Annotated in this window: 17 protein-coding genes; 7 read left to right on the forward strand and 10 right to left on the reverse strand. The window is 65.8% G+C overall.

The window, feature by feature from the left end; all coding sequences use genetic code 11:
- Positions 1 to 36 precede the first annotated feature (36 nt).
- The 3 genes from PDM29_RS05190 to PDM29_RS05200 all read left to right on the forward strand — a co-directional run bounded on the left by PDM29_RS05190 (position 37) and on the right by PDM29_RS05200 (position 5,797).
- The gene (locus PDM29_RS05190; protein ID WP_311192818.1) at positions 37 to 3,048 is read left to right on the forward strand and encodes a TonB-dependent receptor; all 3,012 of its coding nucleotides are present in this window, start codon (positions 37 to 39) and stop codon (positions 3,046 to 3,048) included.
- An 80-nt stretch (positions 3,049 to 3,128) separates the two neighbouring features.
- Positions 3,129 to 4,145, forward strand: a complete 1,017-nt coding sequence (locus PDM29_RS05195; RefSeq protein ID WP_311192819.1) for a cupin-like domain-containing protein — start codon at positions 3,129 to 3,131, stop codon at positions 4,143 to 4,145.
- Positions 4,146 to 4,213: 68 nt separating this feature from the next.
- A complete protein-coding gene (locus PDM29_RS05200) occupies positions 4,214 to 5,797 on the forward strand; it encodes a sensor domain-containing diguanylate cyclase (RefSeq protein ID WP_311192820.1) in 1,584 nt (527 codons plus the stop codon).
- A 46-nt stretch (positions 5,798 to 5,843) separates the two neighbouring features.
- Here PDM29_RS05200 and PDM29_RS05205 read toward each other — a convergent pair whose 3' ends face one another.
- The 9 genes from PDM29_RS05205 to PDM29_RS05245 all read right to left on the reverse strand — a co-directional run bounded on the left by PDM29_RS05205 (position 5,844) and on the right by PDM29_RS05245 (position 14,443).
- On the reverse strand, positions 5,844 to 6,713 hold the full coding sequence (locus PDM29_RS05205) for an energy transducer TonB (protein ID WP_311192821.1): 870 nt from the start codon (positions 6,711 to 6,713) through the stop codon (positions 5,844 to 5,846).
- A gap of 60 nt (positions 6,714 to 6,773) precedes the next feature.
- Positions 6,774 to 8,498: a bifunctional isocitrate dehydrogenase kinase/phosphatase gene (gene aceK, locus PDM29_RS05210; protein WP_311192822.1), complete on the reverse strand. Its 1,725-nt coding sequence runs from the start codon at positions 8,496 to 8,498 to the stop codon at positions 6,774 to 6,776.
- A gap of 91 nt (positions 8,499 to 8,589) precedes the next feature.
- Complete coding sequence (locus PDM29_RS05215; RefSeq protein ID WP_311192823.1) at positions 8,590 to 8,949, reverse strand: hypothetical protein; 360 nt, start codon at positions 8,947 to 8,949, stop codon at positions 8,590 to 8,592.
- Positions 8,950 to 8,981: 32 nt separating this feature from the next.
- Positions 8,982 to 9,416, reverse strand: a complete 435-nt coding sequence (locus PDM29_RS05220; protein ID WP_425508719.1) for a roadblock/LC7 domain-containing protein — start codon at positions 9,414 to 9,416, stop codon at positions 8,982 to 8,984.
- Positions 9,409 to 9,957: a GTP-binding protein gene (locus PDM29_RS05225; RefSeq protein WP_311192824.1), complete on the reverse strand. Its 549-nt coding sequence runs from the start codon at positions 9,955 to 9,957 to the stop codon at positions 9,409 to 9,411. Before PDM29_RS05225 ends, PDM29_RS05220 begins: the two co-directional genes overlap by 8 nt.
- Positions 9,958 to 9,959: 2 nt before the next feature.
- A complete protein-coding gene (locus PDM29_RS05230) occupies positions 9,960 to 10,925 on the reverse strand; it encodes a hypothetical protein (protein WP_311192825.1) in 966 nt (321 codons plus the stop codon).
- 293 nt (positions 10,926 to 11,218) lie between these two features.
- Positions 11,219 to 13,450: an NADP-dependent isocitrate dehydrogenase gene (locus tag PDM29_RS05235; RefSeq protein WP_311192826.1), complete on the reverse strand. Its 2,232-nt coding sequence runs from the start codon at positions 13,448 to 13,450 to the stop codon at positions 11,219 to 11,221.
- A gap of 159 nt (positions 13,451 to 13,609) precedes the next feature.
- On the reverse strand, positions 13,610 to 14,107 hold the full coding sequence (locus PDM29_RS05240) for a hypothetical protein (RefSeq protein ID WP_311192827.1): 498 nt from the start codon (positions 14,105 to 14,107) through the stop codon (positions 13,610 to 13,612).
- A gap of 39 nt (positions 14,108 to 14,146) precedes the next feature.
- The gene (locus PDM29_RS05245) at positions 14,147 to 14,443 is read right to left on the reverse strand and encodes a LysM peptidoglycan-binding domain-containing protein (protein WP_311192828.1); all 297 of its coding nucleotides are present in this window, start codon (positions 14,441 to 14,443) and stop codon (positions 14,147 to 14,149) included.
- 154 nt (positions 14,444 to 14,597) lie between these two features.
- Between PDM29_RS05245 and queF the strand changes: the two genes are divergently transcribed.
- Positions 14,598 to 15,416, forward strand: coding sequence for an NADPH-dependent 7-cyano-7-deazaguanine reductase QueF (gene queF, locus PDM29_RS05250; RefSeq protein WP_311192829.1), 819 nt, complete (start codon positions 14,598 to 14,600; stop codon positions 15,414 to 15,416).
- A 122-nt stretch (positions 15,417 to 15,538) separates the two neighbouring features.
- Here the strand turns inward: queF and PDM29_RS05255 are convergent, their stop codons facing one another.
- Complete coding sequence (locus tag PDM29_RS05255) at positions 15,539 to 16,858, reverse strand: M20 family metallopeptidase (protein WP_311192830.1); 1,320 nt, start codon at positions 16,856 to 16,858, stop codon at positions 15,539 to 15,541.
- Between the two features lie 268 nt (positions 16,859 to 17,126).
- Between PDM29_RS05255 and PDM29_RS05260 the strand changes: the two genes are divergently transcribed.
- The 3 genes from PDM29_RS05260 to PDM29_RS05270 all read left to right on the forward strand — a co-directional run bounded on the left by PDM29_RS05260 (position 17,127) and on the right by PDM29_RS05270 (position 24,810).
- The gene (locus PDM29_RS05260) at positions 17,127 to 18,371 is read left to right on the forward strand and encodes an efflux RND transporter periplasmic adaptor subunit (RefSeq protein WP_311192831.1); all 1,245 of its coding nucleotides are present in this window, start codon (positions 17,127 to 17,129) and stop codon (positions 18,369 to 18,371) included.
- A gap of 86 nt (positions 18,372 to 18,457) precedes the next feature.
- Complete coding sequence (locus tag PDM29_RS05265; RefSeq protein ID WP_311192832.1) at positions 18,458 to 21,688, forward strand: efflux RND transporter permease subunit; 3,231 nt, start codon at positions 18,458 to 18,460, stop codon at positions 21,686 to 21,688.
- Entirely contained in the window at positions 21,685 to 24,810 is a 3,126-nt protein-coding gene (locus PDM29_RS05270; RefSeq protein WP_311192833.1) for an efflux RND transporter permease subunit, read from the forward strand. Before PDM29_RS05265 ends, PDM29_RS05270 begins: the two co-directional genes overlap by 4 nt.
- Positions 24,811 to 25,019 lie beyond the last annotated feature (209 nt).

Raw genomic sequence — 25,019 nt, forward strand, 5'->3', positions numbered from 1 at the left:
ACCGTCACTACCGAATTCCCTGGGGAGGGAGCTTCCATGAAGACGTACAAGGCCGTACCCCGCAAGGCAATGCTCACTTCCGCGCTCTTGGCCGTTATGGCTGGCCCGGCCTGGGCGCAGGATCAAGCCACCGACAGCACTGCGCCTTCGTCGCAGACCGCTGACCCGACCACGCTGGATGCGGTGCAGGTCACCGGCATCCGCGCCAGCCTGGCGTCGTCGATGAACCTCAAGCGCGACAGCCAGGGCGTGGTCGACGGCATCGTTGCCGAAGACATCGGCAAGTTCCCGGACACCAACCTGGCCGAGTCGCTGCAGCGCATCAGTGGCGTGTCGATCGACCGCACCTCGAGCGGCGAAGGCTCGAAGGTCACCGTGCGCGGCATTGGCCCCGACTTCAACCTGGTGCTGCTCAACGGCCGCCAGATGCCGGCCTCGAACCTCGGCGACGGCGGCGCGGGCTTGTCCAGCTCGCGTTCGTTCGACTTCGCCAACATCGCGTCCGAATCGATCTCGGCGGTGGAGGTCTACAAGACCGTGCGTGCCGACAATCCTACCGGCGGCATCGGCGCGACCATCAACGTCAAGACGCTGCGCCCGCTGGAAGCCGAGCCGGTGATCAGCGTTGGCCTGAAGGCGGTCAACGACACCTCCAACGACAACCTGCCCAGCACCCTGCAGGGCAAGGACTTCACCGGCGAAATGTCGGGCATCTTCAGCCAGCAGTATGCGGACGGCCGCTTCGGCGTGATGCTCAGCGGCAGCTACCAGGAGCGTGATTCCGGATTCAACCAGGCCACCGTGGCCGAGGGCTGGGCCACCTTCTACGGCAACGAAACCGACGACTGGCGCGTGCTGCCTCAGCCGGGCCAGGGTTACGCCGACCGCATCACCAACCATCCGGGTCCGAACGACGTGTATGCGCGCCCGCAGAACACCGCCTACAACGTCAATGGCGTGCAGCGCCAGCGTACCAATGGTCAGGCCACCCTGCAGTGGAAGCCGGCTGACAACATCACCACCACGCTGGATTACACCTATGTGGAAAACAAGGTGCAGCAGCAGCGCAGCGAACTGTCGGTGTGGTTCAACTACGGCCCCGGTGACAGCACCTGGACCAATGGTCCGATTGCCGCGCCGATCATCTACAGCGAAGACATGACCAATTCGGACGTGTCGATGGGTGGTGCACAGCTGGCGACCAAGAACACCATGGACTCGCTGGGCTTCAACGTGGACTGGGAAGTCAACGACTCACTCGACCTCTCCTTCGACTTCCACAACTCCAGCGCCGAGTCGCAGCCGGACAGCAAGTACGGCTCTGCCGGCGTGCTCGGCGTGGCGGCCTTCGTGCGCGGCACCACCACGGTCGATTACAGCGGTGATCTGCCGATCATCAACATCGCGCTGCCGCCGGGTGGCGTGCAGGCCTCCGACGCGCTGGTCACCGGCTCGGTGTTCCAGAACAGCTACAACAAGTCGGAAGTGCAGCAGTACCAGGGCTCGGGTGTGTTCCGCTTCGCCGACTACTCGGCGCTGGACTTTGGCGTCGGCTACGCGGAAGTGAAGAACCGCTCTGCCTCGGCGATCATGCAGCGTGACTCCTGGGGTGGTGTCGGCACGCCCGCCGACTATGACGACAGCATCTGGTATGCCGACGACATGGCCAAGTACTTCGATGCGTTCTCCGGGCATGACGACCCGCGCCTGACCGGTCAGTTCCTGGTGTTCGACTTCGACCGCCTGATCGACCGCGCCGCCCAGGTGGGCACGGCGGGCAGCCCGGCCTGCCCCACCTGCTACTACGCGCCGACCGAGTACACCGACGACATCCGCACCACCGAAACCTCCAAGAGCGCGTACCTGCAGTACCGCACCACCTTCGATTGGTCGATGCCGTTCAGCGTCGCCGTGGGCGTACGCTATGAGCAGACCGAGGTGGAATCGCTGGCGATGGTGCGCGTGCCCGAGAGCATCACCTGGAACTCGGCCAACGAGCTCAACATCGACTACGCCGACGATCGCGCCTTTGTCGGCGGCAAAGGCAAGTACGACTATGTGCTGCCGAATCTGGACCTGAAGCTTGACGTCCTGGAAAACCTGGTGCTGCGCGGCAGCTACAGCCGCAGCTTGGGCCGTCCGGGCTGGAGCAAGATCCAGAGCGGGCAGACCCTGGCGGGCATCGTGCGTACCCAGGGCGGCACCGGCTCGCGCGGCAACCCCGGCCTGGAGCCGCTGATCTCGGACAACTTCGACCTGTCGCTGGAGTGGTACTACGGCGAGTCCAGCTACGCCTCGGTCGGCTTCTTCCGCAAGAACATCAAGAACTTCATCAGCGACACCATCGTGCGCGAGAACACCGGCGAACTGCACACGCCGGTGGGCGGTGCGTACTGGAATGCCGCGCTGGCCTCCGGCCTCTGTGCCGGCACCGACGGAGCCTGCATCCGCAACTACATCTTCAACAACTTTGACGGCCAGCCCGGCGTCACCGCCACCGGCACCAACTCGGCCGGTGAGCGCACCGGCACCATCGTCGGCCAGCCGGGCGACCCGGTCGCCGGGTTCGACATCACCCTGCCGGCCAACCAGCGTTCGGACCATCTTGATGGCTGGGAAATCGCGCTGCAGCACCTGTTCGGCCAATCCGGCTTCGGCGTGGCGGCAAACTACACCAAGGTCAAGTCGGGCCTCACCTTCGACAACTACAGCCTGGGTGACCAGTACCCGATGATCGGCCTGAGCGACTCCGCCAACGTGGTGGCGTTCTACGACAAGAACCGCTGGCAGGTGCGTGCGGCCTACAACTGGCGCGACAGCTTCCTCAGTGGCATCGGCGGCCAGGGCCCGAACCCGAACTACACCGACGACTACGGCCAGCTCGACCTCAACATCAGCTACGCCGCCACCGACAACCTGACCCTGAGCGTGGAAGCGATCAATCTCACCGACGAGACCATGCGCACCTACTCGCGCCACACCAACATGCTGCGCTATGCCACCCAGACCGGGCCGCGCTACATGTTCGGCGTGCGCTACAAGTTCTGACCTGCACGGGCCGCCCCAACCGGGGCGGCCCGACCGCTGCTGCCCTACACTGCGTCACGCCCCTGTCCCTGTGACCCGCCATGACCGCCCTGCCCGGCCCGATTGAGGAAGTCCGTGACCTCACGCCTGCGCAGCTGCAGGCGCTGCTTCCCAGCTGGACCACGCCCAAGGTGATCCGCGGGCTGGTCGCCGACTGGCCGCTGGTGCAGGCCGCACGCCGCTCGCCGGCCGACGCGGTGGCGCACCTCAAGCACTTTGACCACGGCACGATGCCGGTGACCGCCACCACCGCACCGCCGGAGGCGCACGGTCGCATCTTCTACAACGCGGACATGAGCGGCTTCAATTTCCGCCGCGAGCAGATTCCCTTGAAGGTGGTGCTCGACACCCTGCTCAAGTACCAGGGTCAGCCCGCGCCGCCGACCATCTATGTGGCCTCGACCACGCTGGACAGCTTTCTGCCCGGCTTCCGCCAGGACAACCCGCTGGCGCTGGGGATGGACGACCCGCTGGCCAGCATCTGGGTCGGCAACCGGTCACGTATTGCCGCACACCAGGACGTGCCGGACAACCTGGCCTGCGTGGCCGCCGGTCGCCGCCGGGTCACCCTGTTCCCGCCGGAGCAGATCGGAAACCTCTACATCGGCCCACTGGACTTCAATCCCGCCGGCCAGGCAGTCAGCCTGGTCGACTTCGCCGCACCCGATCTGGAGCGCTTCCCGCGCTTTGCCGACGCCTGGGCGCGGGCCCAGGTGGCCGAGCTGGGGCCGGGCGATGCGTTGTTCATTCCCTCGCTGTGGTGGCACCACATGGAGGGCCTGGACGACTTCAACGTGCTGGTGAACTACTGGTGGCGCGCCGTACCCGGGTGGATGGACACGCCGATGAACGCCTTGATGCTGGCCATTCTGGCCCTACGCGACCTGCCTCCGGCCGAGCGCGCGCATTGGCAGGCAATGTTCGACCATTACGTGTTCGAAGCCGGGGTGCAGACCAGCGGGCACATTCCCGATGCCGCGCGTGGGGTGCTGGGGCCGTTGGATGCAACGGCCGCCAGCAATGTGCGCAGCGTGCTGCGGCGGCGGTTGGACCGGTGACGCTTTACACACTTGACTTCTGAATACGCAATAATCCGCCCGTTCTCCGCCGTCTGGCCGTACCCCCCATGTCGCCGTTGCCGTCCCGTCTCACCCTGGGCAAGCTGATCCTTGGCCTGGCCCTGCTCAGTGCCATCGTCGCCCTGGCCAACACCCTGCACGCCAGCTACCGGGTGCAGCGCGAACAACTGATCGGCAATACGCTGGAAGCCAACCGCGTGTACGCGAGCAAGCTGGCCGAGACCACCCAGAACTTCCTGCTCGCCGCACAGCAGCAGCTGGCCTACTCCGCCAAGGGGCTGGGCAGCCGCGCGCACAGCGTGCAGGAACTGGAACGGGAAGCGGCCCGGCTGCAGCAGCAGACCAACGACTTCAACTCGGTGTTGATCGTGGATCGCGCCGGCACGGTGCTTGCCACCTCGCCGCAGAGCCTGGCGCTGCAGGGCGTGGTACTCAACAGCTCCGGTAACACCGAAGCCCTCAAGCGTCGCGAACCCTACATCAGCGACCCGTACCAGTCGGCCACCGGTCGCCTGCTGGTGGCGATAACCCAGCCCATCTTCAATACCGAGGGCCAGTACCAGGGGTATGTGAGCGGCACCATCTACCTGCGCCAGACCAGCATTCTGCAGACCCTGCTGGGCAAGCATTACTACCGCGACGGTTCCTACCTGTACGTGGTGGACCGCAACGCACGCATTCTGTATCACATCGAGCCGAACCGCATCGGCCAGTTCGCCAAGGACAACCCGGCGGTGCAGGCGGTGAGCAAGGGCCATTCCGGGGCGCAGGAAGTGCGCAACAGCCACGGCGTGCTGATGCTGGCCGGCTACGCGCCGGTGCCGGCGGTGGGCTGGGGCGTGGTCGCGCAGCGTCCCACCGAAGCCACGCTGGCGCAGCTGTCGAGTCTGATGTCGGCAGTGATCTGGAACGCCATTCCGCTGGGCATCGTCTCGCTGCTGCTCACCTGGTGGTTCGCCCGCCGCATTTCGCTGCCGCTGTGGCAGATGGCGCGCAACGTGCAGAACCGCGACACCGGCATTGCCATCCGCCATGTGGGGGCGACGCGCGCGTGGTACTACGAGGCCGCACACCTGAAGCAGGCGCTGCTGTACAGCTTCAACCTGCTGCAGGACCGCATAGGCAAGCTCAACCGGGCCAGCATGACCGACCCGCTGACCGGCCTGCAGAATCGTCGCGGGCTGCAGCAGGGGCTGGAGGACTGGCAGGCGCGCGGCCAGCCCTTCGGGATCATCGCGCTGGACATCGACCGCTTCAAATCGATCAACGACCGCTTCGGCCACCCGGTGGGTGACGCGGTGATCCTGCGCATCGCGCAGATCATGCGCGACGATTCACGCGACACCGACCTGCTGTGCCGCAACGGCGGCGAGGAGTTCCTGATCCTGCTGCCGGGCATTGATGTGGCCAACAGCGCGCTGATCGCCGAACGGTTGCGTGCACAGATTGCCGGCACAACCTTCGACGATGTCGGTGCTGTGACGGTATCGCTTGGCGTGGCGCACTACCCGTCATACCACGAAGACCCGCAGCAGGCCCTGCGCCTGGCCGACAAGGCGCTGTACATGGCAAAGGAACAGGGCCGCAACCGGACCGTGATCTATCCGCTGGAAGACACGTCACTGAGTTGATGGGAGGTCAGATCGGCAGTAGCCGCCGATCTGACGCAAGGCGAACTCAGCCGCCTAGCGGAGTGAGCAGGCGTGGGCCGTCTTTGGCATCGGCCATGTAGACCCCGCCGGTGGCGAGCAGACCCGCAAGGTCTTCTTCAATATTCTCCTGTTCGCGCCAAGGCGCACGCGCACGGGGCCCAGGAATATAGACGCTCCACTGGCCGTAGCCGGACTTCTCGTCCGTGTAGGCAAAGTCGACCGGCACTCGAACGGTCCAGTCCCCTGCATCGACGTAGTCGCCGGTAGTCGGCAGCCGGAAGGTCCAGTTGCGTGCGGCCGCGATACTCGCCTTGGCGAAACTGTCCCGCAACCGCCGCATCTGACTTTCATCGCCGACCACACGCAGGTTCACCTGTTCGGCCACCACATCGGTTACCGTGCCGGCACGTCCTACGTGGATCAGCAGCATCACTTCACCCGAACCGCGCATGTCGACCGCTCGCGACGGAAACACGGGCGGCTTCATATTGATCTTGGTGATGCTGTCAGTTGCTTCCGGGTTGTAGCGCTCAAAGCTGGCGGCCTGGATCCGGGCAACATCGCGCCCGTCCGGCCCTGCTTTGGCGACCAGCCGAATGCTCACATAGGTTCGGGCACGTACCTGTGCACCATCGCGAACAATCGGCTCGAAGCGCCAGCTGAGCACCTGGCCATTGACGAACGCTGCAAGGTCACTCGCGACCTTGCCTTCGTCATCAAGAACGAACCCCTCGACCTGACCTTCGGTTCCAATATCGATCTGACCGGTGAGCACCATGCTGCCCTCGGCGGTTTGCCTGACGGCACGCCGACTTTGCGCGTCCGCATCGGGAATTGCGGTGACCACACCAGCGCCCAGCGCCAAGGCTACTGCCAGGAAAAGCGAACCACGCATTGCACAACTCCTTGTGTGTAGTGATGCTGAGCGTAGCGCAGCTGCCCTCGTTCATGCCAATCAGGCCAGCCGATGACTGGCCGCGTACGGCGGCGTGTCAGGGTAGTCGCCCGCAACAAAACGCGCCTGCAGGCCTTGCCACCACGCCGGATCGAACAAGTGGCCGAAGTGCTCGCGCACGGCCGCCAGCTCCGTGGCAGGCAAACCCATAAAGGGCGCGAAGCGCTCCGGGAACACATCATGCGGGCCGACATGGAACCAGGGTTCGTCGGCCATCGCCTCTTCGGCGTTGCGCGGCTGCGGCCACGCCCGGAACACGCAGTCGGTGAGCAGGCTCAGTTCGTCGTAATCATAGAACACGGCACGCCCATGCCGGGATACACCGAAGTTCTTCGGCAGCATGTCGCCCGGGAAGATGTTGTTGCGCGCCATGTCGGTAATGGCCTGCGCGTAGTCCAGTGTGGCCGCACGGCGCGCTTCTGCGGTCTGTTCGCGCAGGTACAGATTGAGCGGACGGAAGCGGCGCTGCACATAGCAAAGATCGATGACCAGATCGTCGCCCTCCTCGTGCACGCTGCTGGCGCATTGCGTAAGCAGTTCCTCGCGCAATGCCGCTGAGAAGCGCGCGCGCGGGAAGCGCAGGTAGCGGTAGGGTTGCGCGTCCAGCAGGCGACCCACGCGGTCGAGGGTGAACACCAGCGCGTACTTCTCTTCCACGTCGCTGCGAGTCATCTTTTTGGGCCAGGCGAAGCGGTCGCGGATCAGCTTGAACACCAGTGGATAGCTGGGCAGGGTGAACACTGCCATGACCATGCCGGGCGTCCCGTCCGCATGGACCAGCTGCTCGTCCGGATGGGTCTGGAAGTGATGGAAGAAAGTGCGGTAGCGCTCGGTCTTGCCCTGCTTGGCCCGGCCGAGCACGGTATAGATCTCGTCGATCGGCTTGGCGGGCAGCAGACTGCGCAGGAACACCACGGCATCACCCACCGTGGTCAGATCGGCCTGGAAGTAGCTACGTGATACGCCGAACAGATGTGCTACATCGCGGCGGCGGGTCAGTACCGCGTCCGCACGCAGTCCCTTGTCGTCGTTGACCAGGGCGATCACGCAGGGTGAGAAGCGGTGCTCGCCGAACACCCGACCGACCAGATAGGCGCGGCGTTCGCGGTAGAACACGGTGTCGAGCAGTTCGATGCTGCGCACCGGGTGGTCGCCCCAGTGCTGCAGGTCGTCCTGCAGGCGCACAGCGATGGCGGCGGCACATCGCAGCTGGTATACATAGGGAACATCGAACTGGTAGTCGCCCAGCACCCGCATCAGTGCCTCGGCCGGGCGCGTGGCCGACACTGCATAGGTGTGCCGTGCCACCGGGTGGGTGATGGCGTCGGATGGGACCACGTCCATGGCCATGAACTCCACGTCGGCGTCGACGCCCTGGGTGGCAAACAGGCGCCGCGCCAGCGTGTTGTAGAAGGTCTTGTACAGTTCGGCGTCTATCAAGGGCTCGATCATCGCCGCATACGCACTGCGGATCTGCAGCCACAGGCCACGTTGGCCGATGGCCTCGCCGGCGCTGCGGCGCAGGGCATCCACGGTTTCGGCAATGCACGCGTCGTACAGGCCGATGCGTTCCACCGCGTCCTGTCGGGCGGCGGACCAGTCGCGGGTTTCAAAGCGGTTCCGTGCGCGCTGGGTAATGACGGCGAAGCGCGCGTGATAGTCCTCGAAGCCCTCGCGGATGCGCGCGGCCAGGAGCGTGGACAGCGGCAGGTCGGTGACACCCATGCAGGTTGATCCGGAAGACCGGATTTCACCCTATCAAATGGAGCGGCACCGGGCGACTACCCGGTGCCGTCGATTCATCCCCCCGGATGATTCAGAGCACCAGCGAGCCTTCCACGTCCTGCACCTTGCGCCGGGCCAGGGCCAGGTTGGCCTTGTCACGGTTCAGCACCAGGTACAGGAACAGGCCCTGCTTGTTCGCAACCGGCCGCATGATGTGATACGCCTTGCCCAGCGTGATCAGCATGTCCTCGATGGTGTCGTTGAGATTCAGCGCCTTGGCGGTCTTCATCTTGGCGCGGATCACTTCGGTATTGCCCGCCGCCGCTACTTCCATGTCCATGCCCGTGCCGGCTTCACCCAGCAGCATGCCGCTTTCATAGTCCACCAGCGCCACGGCCTGCGCGCCGTCGATGGTCATCAACGCACTCAAGGTTTCGTTCAGTCCTGCCATGTTGCACCCCTTTTGTTTGTATCGAGCCCCGGTTACTCCTGCGGATCGGCTCGTGATCCGCTGAGTTCGGCCATGATGTTGCGGCCACAATATTTGGCACTCCACAGCACCTTGCCCACGACGCAGCGCGTGTCGCAGGCGGTCATCAACAGCAGCGGGGCGGGCGTGCATGGCAGCGCCAGCATCAGCACCTTGCCCTCGCCTGCCTCCAGCATCAGCGTTTCCAGCTCGCCCAGCGCCAGTTCCCGGCCCACCGCAGCGGCCAGCGCCAGCATGGCGCTGGTCATCGCCGCCAGCCGCTCCCCGTTACCGTGCGTACCGGCAGCGGGCAGCAGCGCAAAGCCGTCGACCGTCGCCAACACCACGCTGCGCACGCCATCGATGTCGTCGACAAACGCGTTCAGATGTTTCGCCAGCCGCTCGCGCAGCGCCGGGTCCATGCGACGCGCGTCGTGTCCGTCAGCCATGCGCCATCACCAGTTCACCTGCTTCCATCTCGCTCATCAGTACGTCCATCAGCCACAAACCCTGTTCGCGATCACGCGCATCCACCGGCATCACCGGCAGCACCCGTGCGTCCCAGCCAGCCAGCGTGCTGCAGGCCTCCAGGTCAAACTGCGGAGCCAGGTCCAGGCGGGTAATGCCGACCACCGCCGGCACCAGCGCGGCGTGCTGTTTCAGCACGGTCAGGTAGGCCTCCAGCTCGGCCACGGCGGCGGCGCGGGTGGCATCCAGCAGCAGCACCACGCCGCTGGCCCCCTGCAGCAGGATCGGCCACAGGAAATCAAAGCGCTGCTGGCCGGGCGTGCCATACAGGCGCAGGCGATCACCGTTGGGCAGATCGATGTCGGCGTAGTCCATCGCTACCGTGGTGGAGGCCTTGTCCGCGCCCTCGCGGTCGCTGTTGAGCACGTCGGTGTCCACCACCGCACCGGTGGCGATGGCGCGCACCAGGGTGGATTTGCCGCAGCCCATGGTGCCCAGCACCACGATCTTGTGTTCGCGCATGCTCAGGCCCCGCTGCGCTGGCGCACGCTGCGCCACATCCGTGCCAGCAAAGTGCCACCGCCCGCCGCAGCGGTGCTGCGCACTGGTGCGACGTCCTGCGGCATGGCCTCCAGAGCGGCGTAGCCACAGAGGTACGCGGGGTGCACGAAGCTGCGCACTGCATCCGCGGGCACATCCAGCAGGGACGCACATTCGTCCACGCTGCAGGCGCGCTTGAGCAGCAGCGAACACAACCGGAAGCTGTCGTGCTGACGCCCCAGCACGCGGAAGTCCGGCCAGCGCAGCAGCTTTACCCGTGCGTGGCGCTGCAGGCGCGCGTCCAGGTCCTGCCAGTGGTCCGGGCGTTGGCCCCACTGCCACAGCAGCGGACGCAGCGGCTGGCGCGTGCGCTCCCCGGCCAGCTCCTGGTAGCGGCGTGCAGAGATGCCATGCAGGGTCAGCGACTCGAAGCTGTCAGAGAGGTCCTGGGCCAGATGCTCGGCCGGCACCCCGGCCGGCACCACCATCTGGTCCTGCACGAAGTCGATCAGCACCTGCGCGGCCCCGTCCAACGCCAGCACCGCGTGGCCCTGGCGGGCATTGAGGCTTTCCCGCAATGCACGGGTGATGGCCTTGGCACCGCGTGCGGTGCAGGGTTCGTCGATGCTCGAAGCCGGTGTGCTGTCCACCATGTGCCTCAGTGCGTGTTCAATGGCCGCGTCGTCCAGCACCGGTCCATTGCTGCGCTCGCCATCGCGCAGCTGGCCCTGCTGGTCCTCCACCCATAACTGGATGCGCGGGCGCTCGCGCACCATGCGCAGCGCCGCATTGCGCAGCGCCGGTGTGTCCCGGATCACCAGCAGGTCGCATTCGTCGAGGTCGCGACAGGTGCTGACCCCGTCGGCCGTCAAAGACGCAGCCGAACGCAAGCGCTGCAGCAGCGCACGCTCCCCCTGCATGTCCGACCCCACCACCAGCACCCTTGCCATCCGCGTTCCCCTGCCTTGTGAAAGATCACATCCCGTGCGGAATAGAGCCCGGTTAGCCTATGCCAACGCCGTCAGGGGCATAGGTGATGGATTTCTCATTTTTTGCAGGTAAATCTGGCCAAAAATCGGTTTCCGGATAGCTTGCAGGCAGGCAAGTTTCATGCCTTTTTCACGAATCCGACCTCGGTGTCCAGTCGTGAGCTGGACTGACGGAGTTCACAGTTTCTGCCGTCGCAAAAAAAAGAACCCGCGCCGAAGCGCGGGTTCCTCGTAGATCACACTGAAAAGGCAGATCAGCCCTTCAGCGCATCCAGTGCGGCGTTGAACGTGGCGCTCGGGCGCATCGCCTTCGACACCTTGCCCAGGTCCGGGCGGTAGTAGCCGCCGATGTCCACGGCCTTGCCCTGCACCGCGGCCAGCTCGGCCACGATGGCCTGCTCGTTGTCGGTGAGTGCCTTGGCCAACGGGGCGAACTTCGCCTTCAGCTTGGCATCTTCATCCTGCGCGGCCAGGGCCTGGGCCCAGTACAGCGCGATGTAGAAGTGGCTGCCGCGGTTGTCGATGCCACCCAGCTTGCGCGACGGCGACTTGTCGTTGTCCAGGAACTGGCCGTTGGCCTGGTCCAGGGTCTTGGCCAGCACCGCGGCGTCGGCGTTGTTGTAGCGCTCGCCCAGGTGTTCCAGCGACGCGGCCAGGGCCAGGAATTCACCCAGCGAATCCCAGCGCAGGTAGTCCTCTTCCACGAACTGCTGCACGTGCTTGGGGGCCGAACCACCGGCACCGGTTTCGAACAGACCACCACCGGCCATCAGCGGCACGATGGACAGCATCTTCGCGCTGGTGCCCAGTTCCATGATCGGGAACAGGTCGGTCAGGTAGTCGCGCAGCACATTGCCGGTCACCGAGATGGTGTCCTCACCCTTGCGGATGCGGTCCAGCGAGAAGGTGGTCGCTTCCACCGGGGCGAGGATGCGGATGTCCAGGCCAGCGGTGTCGTGGTCCTTCAGGTAGGTGTTGACCTTGGCGATCACCTGGGCGTCGTGGGCGCGCTTCTCGTCCAGCCAGAACACGGCCGGGGTGCTGCTCAGGCGGGCGCGGTTCACGGCCAGCTTGACCCAGTCCTGGATCGGCGCGTCCTTGGTCTGGCACATGCGCCAGATGTCACCGGTCTGCACGGCGTGTTCGAAGATCACGCTGCCGGCGTCGTCGGTGACGCGCACGGTGCCGTCGGCGGGAATCTGGAAGGTCTTGTCGTGCGAGCCGTACTCTTCGGCCTTCTGCGCCATCAGGCCGACGTTCGGCACCGAGCCCATGGTGGCCGGGTCGAACGCGCCGTGGGCGATGCAGTCGTCAATGACGGCCTGGTACACGCCGGCGTAGCAGCGGTCCGGAATGACGGCCTTGGCATCCTGCAGCTTGCCTTCGGCATTCCACATGCCGCCGGAGTCGCGGATCATGGCCGGCATCGAGGCGTCGACGATGACGTCGCTGGGCACGTGCAGGTTGGTGATGCCCTTGTCGGAGTTGACCATGGCCAGGCCCGGGCGCTTGCCGTACTCGGCAGCCAGGTCGGCCTTGATCGCTTCCTGGGTGGCTTCCGGCAGCTGCGGCAGGCGTGCGTACAGGTCGCCGATGCCGTTGTTGGCGTCGAAGCCGGCCTGCTTGAGCACGTCGGCGTGCTTGGCCAGCACGTCCTTGTAGAACTCTTCCACCACCAGGCCGAACATGATCGGGTCGGAGACCTTCATCATGGTGGCCTTCAGGTGCAGCGAGAACAGCACGCCCTTGGCCTTGGCGTCGGCAATCTGCGCCTGCACGAAGGCGGCCAGCGCGCTGCGGCTCATGACGGCGGCGTCGACGATTTCACCGGCCTTGACCGCGGTCTTTTCCTTCAGCACCACGGCGCTGCCGTCGGCCTTGACCAGTTCGATCTTGAGGTTGCCGGCGTTGGCCAGGGTGGCGGACTTTTCGCTGCCGTAGAAATCACCGGCGTCCATGTGCGAGACATGCGACTTGGAGTCCTTCGACCACTTGCCCATGCGGTGCGGGTGCTTGCGGGCGTAGTTCTTCACCGACAGCGGCGCGCGGCGGTCGGAATTGCCTTCGCGCAGCACCGGGTTCACCGCGCTGCCCTTGACCTTGTCGTAGCGGGACTTGATGTCGCGCGAGACATCGTCGGTGGGCGCATCCGGGTAGTTCGGCAGGGCGTAGCCCTGGTCCTGCAGTTCCTTGATGGCGGCTTTGAGCTGCGGCACCGAGGCGCTGATGTTGGGCAGCTTGATGATGTTGGCGTCCGGGGTGGTCGCCAGCTGGCCCAGTTCGGCCAGATCATCGGCCTGCTTCTGCTCGTCTTTGAGGTAATCCGGGAACAGCGCCAGGATGCGACCGGACAGCGAGATGTCGCGGGTCTCGACCGCGATGCCGGCGGTAGCGGTATAGGCCTCGACGATGGGCAGCAGCGACGCGGTCGCCAAGTAAGGAGCCTCATCGGTGAGGGTGTAGAGAATCTTGGGCGTGTTCGACATGGGGAACGGATACTCTGCGGGGAAACCCCCGCATTGTCGCGGTTTAGGCCCCCCGTAGCAAAGCCGCACCATACGCGGCGGTATTGGGTTGAATAAAAAAGACGCAGCCTCGCGGCTGCGTCCATCGTGAGCCCGTACCGGGAGAGAGTCGGCGTAGGCTTACTTGACCTCGAACTCCTGCGGCGTTCCAGCCGCTCTACCATCTACCGTGACTTCCGCGCGGTACTTGCCCGCCGGCCAGCCATTGGCATTCGTGAAGCTGATGTTGGTGGTTTCCGCACCGGTGGTGTTCAGCGCCTGGCTCTGTTCGCCGGCCACCTGGCCGTCCTGGTAGGTCAGCTTCGCGCCCACGTTGGTGTTGTTGGCGGTGCCGTCAGTACGGATCGAGACGATGATTACGTCCTTCGGCGCGAACAGCGCCGTCGGGGCCACCGACTTGTCCGCCGCTGCGGTCTTGCCCACCGATACTGCGGAGACGTTCACTGCCGCCGCCTGCGTCATCGGCTGTGGCGCGGCCGGTTCGGTCACCGGTGCCGGCGCGGTGGCCGCCGGTTGCGCGGTGGTGTCCACCGACTCTTCTTTCTTCTTGCAGCCGGTCACGGCGACAGTTGCCAGCAGGGCAGCTAGTACGGCGGTACTGATCGATGTCTTCTTCATGGAATTCCTCCCAGGGAATGGTTGGGCCAGACCGTCGGTTCAGGTCTTCGGCGGCAGTTTCAGGACCTGTCCCGGGAAGATCTTGTCCGGGTCGTCCAACACATCTTTATTGGCGTCGAAAATCTTCTTCCAGGCGTTGGCATCGCCCAGTTCCTGCTTGGCGATCCTCGACAGCGAATCGCCCTTCTGCACGGTGTAGGTGCCACCGCCTACCTTTTCGGCGGTGGTATCCACCGAGGCGGTCACGCCGGAAAAATCCGCCTTCTCCACCTTCTCTGCCGTGGTATCCACCTTGGCGGACACCCCGGAGAAATCGGCCTTCTTGTCGGTACTCATCCGCACGCTCCCTTCCACAAGTGGGGACATGGAACGCACGGTGTCACAGGGGTTGTTAATGGCGGATGGCGTAGGTGTGAAGGGTTTGGGCGGAATTCTGAACAGGGGGGACGGGAAGCCTTGAGGTGTCCCGGGGCGGGGTAAAATGGACGGCATGAATACCCCCCAGGACTCTAGCCTCGGTCGCGAGGTCGCCTACCCGTCGCAGTACGACCCCGGCCTGCTCTTCCCCATCCCCCGCCGCGCCGCCCGTGAGGAGATCGGTGTGGATGACGCGCACCTGCCCTTCGTCGGTCACGACCGCTGGCAGGCCTATGAGCTGAGCTGGCTGGACCGTCGCGGCAAGCCGCGAGTCGCGGTGGCCACGGTCAGCGTGCCCTGCACCTCGCCGAACCTGATCGAGTCCAAGTCGTTCAAGCTGTATCTCAACTCGCTCAACAGCACCCGCTTCGATGACGACCAGGCCGCCCGCCAATGCATCGCAGTCGACCTGTCGGCCTGCGCCGGGGCGGTGGTGAACGTGGTATTCGGGGTACCGCCGCTGGTGGAAGCCGCCGAGGGCGAGTCACTGGATGAGCTGGAGGTGACCATTGACCGCTATGGCCCGCCCGCGCCGGAGCTGCTGTCCGCCAATGACGGCCATGTAGTCACTGAGACGCTGAGCTCGGCCCTGCTCAAGTCCAACTGCCCGGTCACCGGCCAGCCCGACTGGGCGCACGTCAGCGTGCGCTACCACGGCCCGCGCATCGACCGCGAAGGCCTGCTGCGCTATCTGGTGAGCTACCGCGAGCACGCCGAGTTCCACGAGCAGTGCGTGGAACGCATTTTCAGCGAGGTGAGCCAGCGCTGCCGGCCGCAGTGGCTGGAAGTGGAGGCGCGGTATACCCGGCGTGGCGGGTTGGATATCAATCCGTGGCGGGCGAGTCCGGGGATTGAAGCCCCGGCGCGTACGGTGCGCGAAATCCGGCAATGACGCGGGTGCGGCGCGTTGCGCCGACGCACGACCAACGATCGTGCGCCACCGATCCATGCCGCGGGGGTGCCACCGATCCATGCCGCCGTAGGTAGCGCACGACCGTTGGTCGTGCGCCCGAATCACCCGGCCGCCTTCGGCGCGTTCAAATAATCGAGGCTGACCTGCAACAACGCCCGCAGCCCCACATCCAGCGCCTTCTCATCCAGCAGGAACTTCGGCGAATGGTTGGCCGGAGCCTTGGCCGGGTCGATCCCTTCGCTGGTGGAGCCAACGAAGAAGAACATGCCCGGCACCTGCTGGGCGAACAGCGAGAAGTCCTCCGCGCCCATCTGCAGCGGCGGCTCGTACACATTGGCTTCGCCCACCACCGCCTGCAGGCTGGGCAGCATGCGCGCGGTCAGTGCCGGGTCGTTGACCGTGGCCGGGTTGCCCTCGGCCTCGTAGATCTCGGTTTCGGCCTTGGCCCCATGCGCAGCGGCAGTGTGTTCGGCGACATTGCGCAGGTCGGCGAAGATCTGCTGGCGCATGCCTTCATCAAACGTACGGATGGTGCCGACCATCTCCACTTCGTCGGGGATGATGTTGTAGCGGATGCCACCCTTGATCGCGCCGAAGCTGACCACCGCCGGCTGCTTGGAGATGTTGGAACGACGGCTGACGATGGTCTGCGCGGTGCCGACCAGGTCGGCGGTGGCGACGATCGGATCGACCCCGTTCCACGGCGCTGAACCGTGGGTCTGCCGGCCGATCACCTTGATCCCGAAGCGGTCCGACGCGGCCATCAGCGGGCCACCGCGCACGGCGATCTGGCCCGCCTGCACGCTGGAGAACACATGCAGGCCGAACACCGCTTCTGGCTTGAAGTCAGCAAACACGCCCTCCTTGAGCATCAGCGCGGCACCGCCCTCTTCCGGCGGCGGCGCCCCCTCTTCGGAGGGCTGGAAGATCAGCATCACTTCACCGGGCAGGTTGTCGCGCATCTTCACCAGCGCGTCGGCCACACCCAGCAGGGTGGCAGTGTGGGCGTCATGGCCGCAGGCATGCATCACCCCGACCTGCTCGCCGCGGTAGGTGCTGGTGGCCTTGCTGGCGAACGGCAGAGTGGTCTGCTCGGTCACCGGCAGCGCATCCATGTCGGCGCGCAGGGCGATGCGCGGGCCGGGCTTTCCACCCTTGATGATCGCCACCACGCCGTGGTGGGCAATGCCGGTCTTCGGCTTCAAGCCCATCGCGCGCAGACGCTCGGCGACCTTGGCCGAGGTGCGCTCTTCGCGGTTGGACAGCTCCGGGTGCTGGTGGAAGTCGCGTCGCCACTCCACCACCTGCGCCTGCAGACGGGCGGCGGCAGCGGTCACTTCCGGGCGCTCGGCCGGGGCGGCGGCAGCCAGAGCGGGCGAAGCAAGCAGCAGGGCGGACAGCAGCAGCGACAGACGGGGCATTGCAGTCTCCAGAGAAAGGCAGCCGGGCAAGCCCGGCTCTACGCGAGGGTGAACCTGAATGTAGGGCATCCGGCCCCACGGGGAAAGCCGCACGGGGATGGCCTTGGGTCAACGCGAAGCACGCTGGCGCGTTACCGCAGGGAACCTGCACGGTTCCGCCCGGTCAGAGCGCACGTCCCATCCGTCATGCAGGCAGTCTCACGGCGGGCGGGTATGCTTTGCAGCAGCCAACCGGGCCCTTGCCCTTCGCCAGCCTCAGGAGTTTTGAATGTCGCGTTTCTGGAAGATCGTGCTGCTGGTGATCGCAGTGCTGGTGGTGGGCCTGATCGGCCTGCGCGTGCTGGGCGGGGGCAAGGACAAGGCCGGCGGGCCCGGCGCGGCGGCCGAAGCCGGCAAGGACGGCGGGCGTGACAGCGCGCCGGTGCCGGTCACCGTGGTCGATGCCGCGCGCCAGGACGTGCCGGTGTATGCCAGCGCGCTGGGCACGGTGTCGGCAATGAACACCGTCACCGTGAGCCCGCAGGTGGGCGGGCAGCTGATCAGCCTGAACTTCAAGGAAGGCCAGGAAGTAAAGCAGGGCGATGTGCTGGCCCAGATCGACCCGCGCACGGCGCAGGCCAGCTATGACGAGGCCGCCGCGGCCAAGCGCCAGAACCAGGCGCTGCTGGCCACCGCGCGCTCCAATTACGCGCGTTCCAATTCGCCGGAATACCGCCAGTACGTCGCCAAGACCGACCTGGACACCCAGCGCAACCAGGTGGCCCAGTACGAAAGCACGGTGGCCGCCAACGAAGCCAGCATGCGTGCCGCCCAGGTGCAGCTGCAGTACACCAGGGTCACCGCACCGATCTCCGGCATTGCCGGCATCCGCGCGGTGGACGCCGGCAACGTGGTCAGCGCCGGTACCGCGCTGGTGACGCTGACCCAGGTGCACCCGATCCACATCGTGTTCAACCTGCCCGAGCGCCAGCTGCCGGACGTGCGTCAGGCCCAGCAGGCCGGCCCGGTGACCATTGCCGCACTGGACCGCAACGACGCGCATGTGCTCACCGACGGCGGCAAGCTGGACGTGGTGGACAACCAGATCAGCAGCGACAGCGGCACCTTCCGTGCCCGTGCGCTGTTCGACAACCCCGACAACACCTTGTGGCCGGGCCAGTTCGTCAACGTGCGCATGCAATTGCGCACCATCAGCGGCGGCGTGGTCATTCCGACCCAGGCGGTGATGCGTGGGCCGGACGGCGAGTACGTATACATCGTGCAGGCCGACAACACCGTGGCCATGCAGACGGTGAAGAGCGGCGTGGAAGTGGGCGACAGCCATGTGCAGATCACCGAAGGCCTGAAGGGCGGCGAGCGGGTGGTCAGCGAAGGCCAGTTCCGCCTGAAGCCGGGCAGCAAGGTCACCGCGCTGAAGCCGGGCGAAACCCCGGCCGCGCCGACCGAGGCCGAACTCAAGGCTGCTGCCCAGCAGCAGGGTCCGGGTGGCCGCCGTGGCGGTGGTCCGCGCTGATCGCGCACCGCGTCTTTCCGGTACCGGCGTGCGCGCGGGTACCGGCTTTCTGCATTGCCGTCTGACGTAACCGCAAGGACCCGCCCGTGGGCTTTTCGACGATCTTCATCCGCCGCCCCATCGCCACCTCGCTGTTGATGGCGGGTTTGTTGCTGCTGGGCATCCTGGGCTACCGGCAGTTGCCGGTGTCGGCGCTGCCGGAAGTGGACGCGCCCAGCCTGGTGGTCACCACCCAGTACCCCGGTGCCAACGCGACCACCATGGCCTCGCTGGTGACCACGCCGCTGGAGCGCCAGTTCGGGCAGATCTCCGGGCTGGAGCTGATGACCTCCGATTCGTCGGCCGGCTTGTCCACGATCATCCTGCAGTTCTCCATGGACCGCGACATCGACATTGCCGCGCAGGACGTGCAGGCAGCGATCCGCCAGGCCACCCTGCCCTCGTCGCTGCCCTACCAGCCGGTCTACAACCGGGTGAATCCGGCGGATGCGGCGATCGTCACTCTCAAGCTCACCTCGGACACGCGCCCGCTGCGCGATGTGAACAACTACGCCGACTCGATCCTGGCCCAGCGCCTGTCACAGGTGCAGGGCGTCGGCCTGGTCTCGATCGCCGGCAACGTGCGCCCGGCCGTGCGCATCCAGGTCAATCCGGCGCAGCTGTCGAACATGGGCCTGACCCTGGAAGAGCTGCGCAGCGCGCTCACCCAGGCCAACGTCAACGCACCGAAAGGCTCGCTCAACGGCAAGACCCAGTCCTACAGCATCGGCACCAATGACCAGCTGACCAGCGCGGCCGAATACCGCGACACCATCATCAGCTACCAGAACGGTCGCCCGGTGCGGCTGTCGGACGTGGCGCAGGTGATCGACGGCGTGGAGAACGACCAGCTGGCGGCCTGGGCCGACGGCAAGCCGGCGGTGCTGCTGGAAGTGCGCCGCCAGCCGGGCGCGAACATCGTGCAGACGGTGGAACGCATCCGTGCCCTGCTGCCGCAGCTGCAGAGCGTGCTCCCCGCCGACGTACACCTGGAGATCTTCTCCGACCGCACCGAAACCATCCGTGCTTCGGTGCATGAAGTGCAGTTCACCCTGATCCTGACCATCGGGCTGGTGGTGGCGGTGATCTTCGTGTTCCTGCGCCGGTTGTGGGCGACCATCATTCCGTCGGTGGCGGTGCCGCTGTCGCTGGCCGGCACCTTCGGGGTGATGGCGTTTGCCGGAATGTCGCTGGACAACCTGTCGCTGATGGCGCTGGTGGTGGCCACCGGCTTCGTGGTCGACGATGCGATCGTGATGATCGAGAACATCGTCCGCTACATCGAGCAGGGCAAGAGTGGCCCGGAAGCGGCCGAGATCGGTGCGCGCCAGATCGGCTTCACCGTGCTGTCGCTGACCGTGTCGCTGGTGGCGGTGTTCCTGCCACTGCTGCTGATGCCGGGCGTCACCGGGCGGTTGTTCCACGAGTTCGCGTGGGTGCTGAGCATCGCAGTGGTGCTGTCGATGCTGATCTCGCTGACCCTCACCCCGATGATGTGCGCCTATCTGCTCAAGCCCGATGCGCTGCCGGAAGGCGAAGACGCGCACGAACGGGCGGCGGCGGCCGGCAAGCAGAACCTGTGGACCCGCACCGTGGGTCTGTACGAGCGCAGCCTGGACTGGGTGCTGGAGCACCAGCCGCTGACCCTGGCGGTGGCGGGCGGCGCGCTGGTGCTGACCGTGCTGCTGTACGTGCTGATTCCCAAGGGGCTGCTGCCCGAACAGGACACCGGGCTGATCACCGGCGTGGTCCAGGCCGACCAGAACATCGCCTTCCCGCAGATGGAGCAGCGCACCCAGGCGGTGGCCGAAGCCCTGCGCAAGGACCCGGCAGTGACCGGTGTATCCGCCTTCATCGGCGCGGGCAGCATGAACCCCACGCTCAACCAGGGCCAGCTGTCGATCGTGCTGAAGCAGCGCGGCGACCGTGACGGGCTGGATGAGATCCTGCCGCGCCTGCAGCAGGCGGTGGCCGGCATTCCCGGCGTGGCGCTGTACCTGAAGCCGGTGCAGGACGTCACCCTGGATACGCGTGTCGCGGCCACCGAGTACCAGTACTCGCTGTCGGACGTGGACAGCGAACAGGTCGCCCTGCAGGCCACCCGCCTCACCGAGGCACTGCGCCAGCGCCCGGAACTGGCCGACGTCGACAACAACCTGTCCAACCAAGGCCGTGCGCTGGAGCTGAACATCGACCGCGACAAAGCCAGCGTGCTGGGCGTGCCGATGCAGACCATCGACGACACCCTGTACGACGCCTTCGGCCAGCGCCAGATCTCGACCATCTTCACCGAACTCAACCAGTACCGCGTGGTGCTGGAAGTAGCCCCGGAGTTCCGCACCAGCACCGCGCTGATGAACCAGCTGGCGGTGGCCTCGAACGGAGCCGGCGCGCTGACCGGCAGCAATGCCACAAACTTCGGCCAGGTCACCTCGTCCAACTCCTCCACCGCCACCGGCATCGGCGCGCAGAACACCGGCATTCCGGTCGGCGCGGGCAACATCATTCCGCTGTCGGCGCTGGCTGAAGGCAAGGTCACCAGCACCCCGCTGGTGGTCAGCCACCAGCAGCAGCTGCCGGCGGTCACGGTGTCGTTCAACATCGCCCCGGGCTACTCGTTGTCCGACGCGGTCAAGGCGATTGAAGAGACCAAGGCCAGCCTGGACATGCCGGCGCAGGTGCATGCGCAGTTCATCGGCAAGGCTGCCGAGTTCACCGGCAGCCAGACCGACGTGGTGTGGCTGCTGCTGGCCTCGCTGGTAGTGATCTACATCGTGCTGGGCGTGCTGTATGAAAGCTACATTCACCCGATCACCATCATCTCGACCCTGCCGCCAGCCGGCGTGGGCGCGCTGCTGGCGCTGATGGTGTGTGGCCTGAGCCTGTCCGTGGACGGCATCGTCGGCATCGTGCTGCTGATCGGCATCGTCAAGAAGAACGGCATCATGATGGTCGACTTCGCGATCGAGGCGCGCCGCGCCGGTGCCAATGCGCATGAAGCGATCCGCCGCGCCTGCCTGCTGCGTTTCCGCCCGATCATGATGACCACCGCCGCGGCCATGCTCGGCGCATTGCCGCTGGCGCTGGGCACCGGCATCGGTTCGGAGCTGCGCCGCCCGCTGGGCATCGCCATCGTCGGCGGGCTGCTGCTGTCGCAGCTGGTCACGCTGTACACCACGCCGGTGATCTACCTGTACATGGAACGCTTCTCCGAGCGCATGCGCCTGCGTCGTGAGCAGCGGGCGCTGCGCCACGCCGCCGCACAGGACCGCGCGTGAACATCTCCGGTCCGTTCATCCGCCGCCCGATCGGCACCACCCTGCTGGCCATCGGCCTGTTTGTGATCGGCCTGCTCTGTTACCTGAAACTGGGCGTGTCGGCGTTGCCGAACATCCAGATTCCGGTGATCTTCGTGCACGCCAGCCAGTCCGGCGCGGATGCCACCACCATGGCCTCCACGGTAACCGCACCGCTGGAACGCTATCTGGGCCAGCTGCCCGGCGTGGACCAGATGCGCTCTTCCAGTTCGGAAGGCAGCTCGCTGGTGTTCATGATCTTCCAGAGCGGCGTGGACATTGATTCGGCGGCGCTGGATGTGCAGACCGCGATCAACTCGGCCCAGGCCGACCTGCCCTCCGGGCTGGGATCGCCGATGTTCCAGAAGGCCAACCCGAACGACGACCCGGTGATCGCCATCGCGCTCACCTCGCAGACCCAGTCGGCCGATGAGCTGTACAACGTGGCCGACTCGCTGCTGGCCCAGCGCATCCGCCAGATCAGCGGGGTGTCGTCGGTGGATATCGCCGGTGCCTCCACGCCGGCGGTGCGGGTGGATGTGAACCTGCGCCTGCTCAACGCGCTGAACCTGACCCCGGACGACCTGCGCAACGCAGTGCGCGCGGCCAACGTGACATCACCGACCGGCTTCCTCAGCGACGGCAACACCACCACCGCGATCATCGCCAACGACTCGGTGGCGCGCGCGGCGGACTTCGCCAACCTGGTGATCAAGACCCAGGACGACGGCCGGGTGATCCGGCTCAAGGACGTGGCCAACGTCTACGACGGCCAGCAGGATGCCTACCAGGCCGCCTGGTTCAACCACAAACCGGCGGTGGTGATGTATGTGTTCACCCGCGCCGGGGCCAACATCGTGGAAACGGTGGATCGGGTGAAAGCGCAGATTCCGACCCTGCGCGACTACCTGCAGCCGGGCACGGTGCTGACCCCCTATTTCGACCGCACACCGACCATCCGCTCGTCGCTGCACGAAGTGCAGATCACCCTGTTGATCAGCCTGGCGATGGTGGTGCTGACCATGGCGCTGTTCCTGCGCCGGCTGGCTCCGACGCTGATTGCTGCGATCACCGTGCCGCTGTCGCTGGCCGGTGCGGCGCTGGTGATGTACGTGTTCGGCTTCACCCTGAACAACCTGAGCCTGCTGGCGCTGGTGATTGCGATTGGCTTCGTGGTTGACGATGCCATCGTGGTGATCGAGAACATCATGCGCCACCTGGATGAAGGCATGCCGCGGATGCAGGCGGCCTTGACCGGTGCGCGCGAGATCGGCTTCACCATTGTCTCGATCACCGCCTCGCTGGTGGCGGTGTTCATTCCACTGCTGTTTGCCAGTGGCATGGTCGGCGCGTTCTTCCGCGAGTTCACGGTGACCCTGGTGGCCGCCATCGTGGTCTCGATGATCGTCTCGCTGACCCTGACGCCTGCGCTGTGCAGCCGCTTCCTGAGCGCGCACGAAGAACCGGAGAAGCCGTCGCGGATCGGTCGTTTCCTGGATGGCGCGCACGACCGCATGCTGCGCGTCTACACCGTGTGCCTGGACTTCTCGCTGCGCCACGCCCTGCTGTTGTCGCTGACCCCGATCCTGCTGATCGTGGCCACGGTGATGCTGGCCGGCGCGGTCAAGAAGGGCTCATTCCCACCGCAGGACACCGGGCTGATCTGGGGCCGTGCCAATTCCAGCGCGACGGTCTCGTTTGAAGACATGGTCAACCGCCAGCGCCGCATCACCGACATGCTGATGGCCGACCCGGCGGTGAAGACGGTGGGCGTGCGTCTGGGCAGTGGTCGTCAGGGCTCCAGCGCACAGTTCAACGTCGAGCTGAAAACCCGCAAGGAAGGCCGCCGCGAGACCACCGCGGTCGCGCTGGCCCGGTTGAGCGCCAAGGCCGACCGCTACCCGGACCTGCAGCTGCGCCTGCGCGCGATCCAGGACCTGCCCAGCGATGGTGGCGGTGGCAACAGCCAGGGCGCGCAGTATCGCGTTTCGCTGCAGGGCAATGACCTGGCCCAGCTGCAGGAATGGCTGCCCAAGGTACAGGCAGCGCTGAAGCAGAATCCCAAGCTGCGCGACGTCGGCACCGACGTGGATACCGCCGGCCTGCGCCAGAACGTGGTGATCGACCGCGCCAAGGCGGCGCGCCTGGGCGTTTCGGTCGGCGCGATTGATGGCGCGCTGTATGGTGCGTTTGGTCAGCGCCAGATATCCACCATCTATTCGGACATCAACCAGTACAGCGTCGTGGTCAATGCCCTGCCCGAGCAGACCGCCACGCCGAAGGCGCTGGATGAGATCTATGTGCGTGCCGGCAATGGCGAGATGATTCCGCTGACCGCGGTGGCCGAGCAGGTGCCCGGGCTGGCCCCGCCGCAGATCACCCACCAGAACCAGTACACCACCATGGACCTGAGCTACAACCTGGCTCCGGGCGTGAGTACGGGCGAAGCGGATCTGATCATCAAGCGCACCGTGGATGGTCTGCGCCTGCCAGGTGACATCCGCATCAGCGACGGCGGCGGATTCAACGTGCAGCTGAATCCGAACTCGATGTTGATCCTGGTATTGGCGGCGATCATCACCGTGTATCTGGTGCTGGGCATGCTGTACGAAAGCCTGGTGCACCCGGTGACCATTCTATCCACGCTGCCGGCGGCGGGCGTGGGTGCATTGCTGGCGCTGTTCGTGACCAACACCGAGCTGTCGGTGATCTCGATGATCGCGCTGGTGCTGCTGATCGGCATCGTGAAGAAGAACGCGATCATGATGATCGACTTCGCGGTGGTAGCGCAGCGCGAGCATGGCAAGACACCGCTGGAGGCGGTGCGCGAGGCCAGCATCGTGCGCTTCCGCCCGATCATGATGACCACCATGGTGGCGATCCTGGCGGCGGTGCCGTTGGCGATCGGTATCGGCGAGGGCTCCGAACTGCGGCGTCCGCTGGGTATCGCGATGATCGGCGGCCTGCTGTTCTCGCAGAGTCTGACCCTGCTCAGCACGCCGGCGTTGTATGTGATCTTCTCGTGCCTGCAGGGCCATTGGCGCGCATGGCGGGCACGCCGCCGCGCAAAGGCGTCACGACCAACGGTCGTGACCCACCGGTAGGTACCCACCGTTGGTGGGTACACGTTGCGCGTGTCAATGATGACAATCATTTGACGCGCGGTAACGAAAAGAGAACAATTCGCGGCAGCCACGGTCCTGCCGCGCCTCGCGCCCTGCACTGATTCCCGCCTTCCGCGGGCAGCGCCCCGACTCAGCCACCTCCCCCTTTTCCGCCATCACCTGATCGCGGACGGTGTGCTGCTGTCCGC

Origin of the sequence: Stenotrophomonas oahuensis (assembly GCF_031834595.1) — a bacterium.
GTDB lineage: Bacteria > Pseudomonadota > Gammaproteobacteria > Xanthomonadales > Xanthomonadaceae > Stenotrophomonas > Stenotrophomonas oahuensis.

What these genes read in the sequence shown, in the direction of transcription:
- PDM29_RS05260 (WP_311192831.1), top strand. Translation starts at nt 17,127, where the DNA reads ATGTCGCGTTTCTGGAAGATCGTGCTGCTGGTGATCGCAGTGCTGGTG.
- PDM29_RS05235 (WP_311192826.1), bottom strand. Translation starts at nt 13,450, where the DNA reads ATGTCGAACACGCCCAAGATTCTCTACACCCTCACCGATGAGGCTCCT.
- PDM29_RS05215 (WP_311192823.1), bottom strand. Translation starts at nt 8,949, where the DNA reads ATGGCAGGACTGAACGAAACCTTGAGTGCGTTGATGACCATCGACGGC.
- PDM29_RS05220 (WP_425508719.1), bottom strand. Translation starts at nt 9,416, where the DNA reads ATGGCTGACGGACACGACGCGCGTCGCATGGACCCGGCGCTGCGCGAG.
- PDM29_RS05205 (WP_311192821.1), bottom strand. Translation starts at nt 6,713, where the DNA reads ATGCGTGGTTCGCTTTTCCTGGCAGTAGCCTTGGCGCTGGGCGCTGGT.
- PDM29_RS05240 (WP_311192827.1), bottom strand. Translation starts at nt 14,107, where the DNA reads ATGAAGAAGACATCGATCAGTACCGCCGTACTAGCTGCCCTGCTGGCA.
- PDM29_RS05225 (WP_311192824.1), bottom strand. Translation starts at nt 9,957, where the DNA reads ATGCGCGAACACAAGATCGTGGTGCTGGGCACCATGGGCTGCGGCAAA.
- PDM29_RS05200 (WP_311192820.1), top strand. Translation starts at nt 4,214, where the DNA reads ATGTCGCCGTTGCCGTCCCGTCTCACCCTGGGCAAGCTGATCCTTGGC.
- PDM29_RS05245 (WP_311192828.1), bottom strand. Translation starts at nt 14,443, where the DNA reads ATGAGTACCGACAAGAAGGCCGATTTCTCCGGGGTGTCCGCCAAGGTG.
- queF (WP_311192829.1), top strand. Translation starts at nt 14,598, where the DNA reads ATGAATACCCCCCAGGACTCTAGCCTCGGTCGCGAGGTCGCCTACCCG.
- aceK (WP_311192822.1), bottom strand. Translation starts at nt 8,498, where the DNA reads ATGGGTGTCACCGACCTGCCGCTGTCCACGCTCCTGGCCGCGCGCATC.
- PDM29_RS05255 (WP_311192830.1), bottom strand. Translation starts at nt 16,858, where the DNA reads ATGCCCCGTCTGTCGCTGCTGCTGTCCGCCCTGCTGCTTGCTTCGCCC.
- PDM29_RS05195 (WP_311192819.1), top strand. Translation starts at nt 3,129, where the DNA reads ATGACCGCCCTGCCCGGCCCGATTGAGGAAGTCCGTGACCTCACGCCT.
- PDM29_RS05190 (WP_311192818.1), top strand. Translation starts at nt 37, where the DNA reads ATGAAGACGTACAAGGCCGTACCCCGCAAGGCAATGCTCACTTCCGCG.
- PDM29_RS05230 (WP_311192825.1), bottom strand. Translation starts at nt 10,925, where the DNA reads ATGGCAAGGGTGCTGGTGGTGGGGTCGGACATGCAGGGGGAGCGTGCG.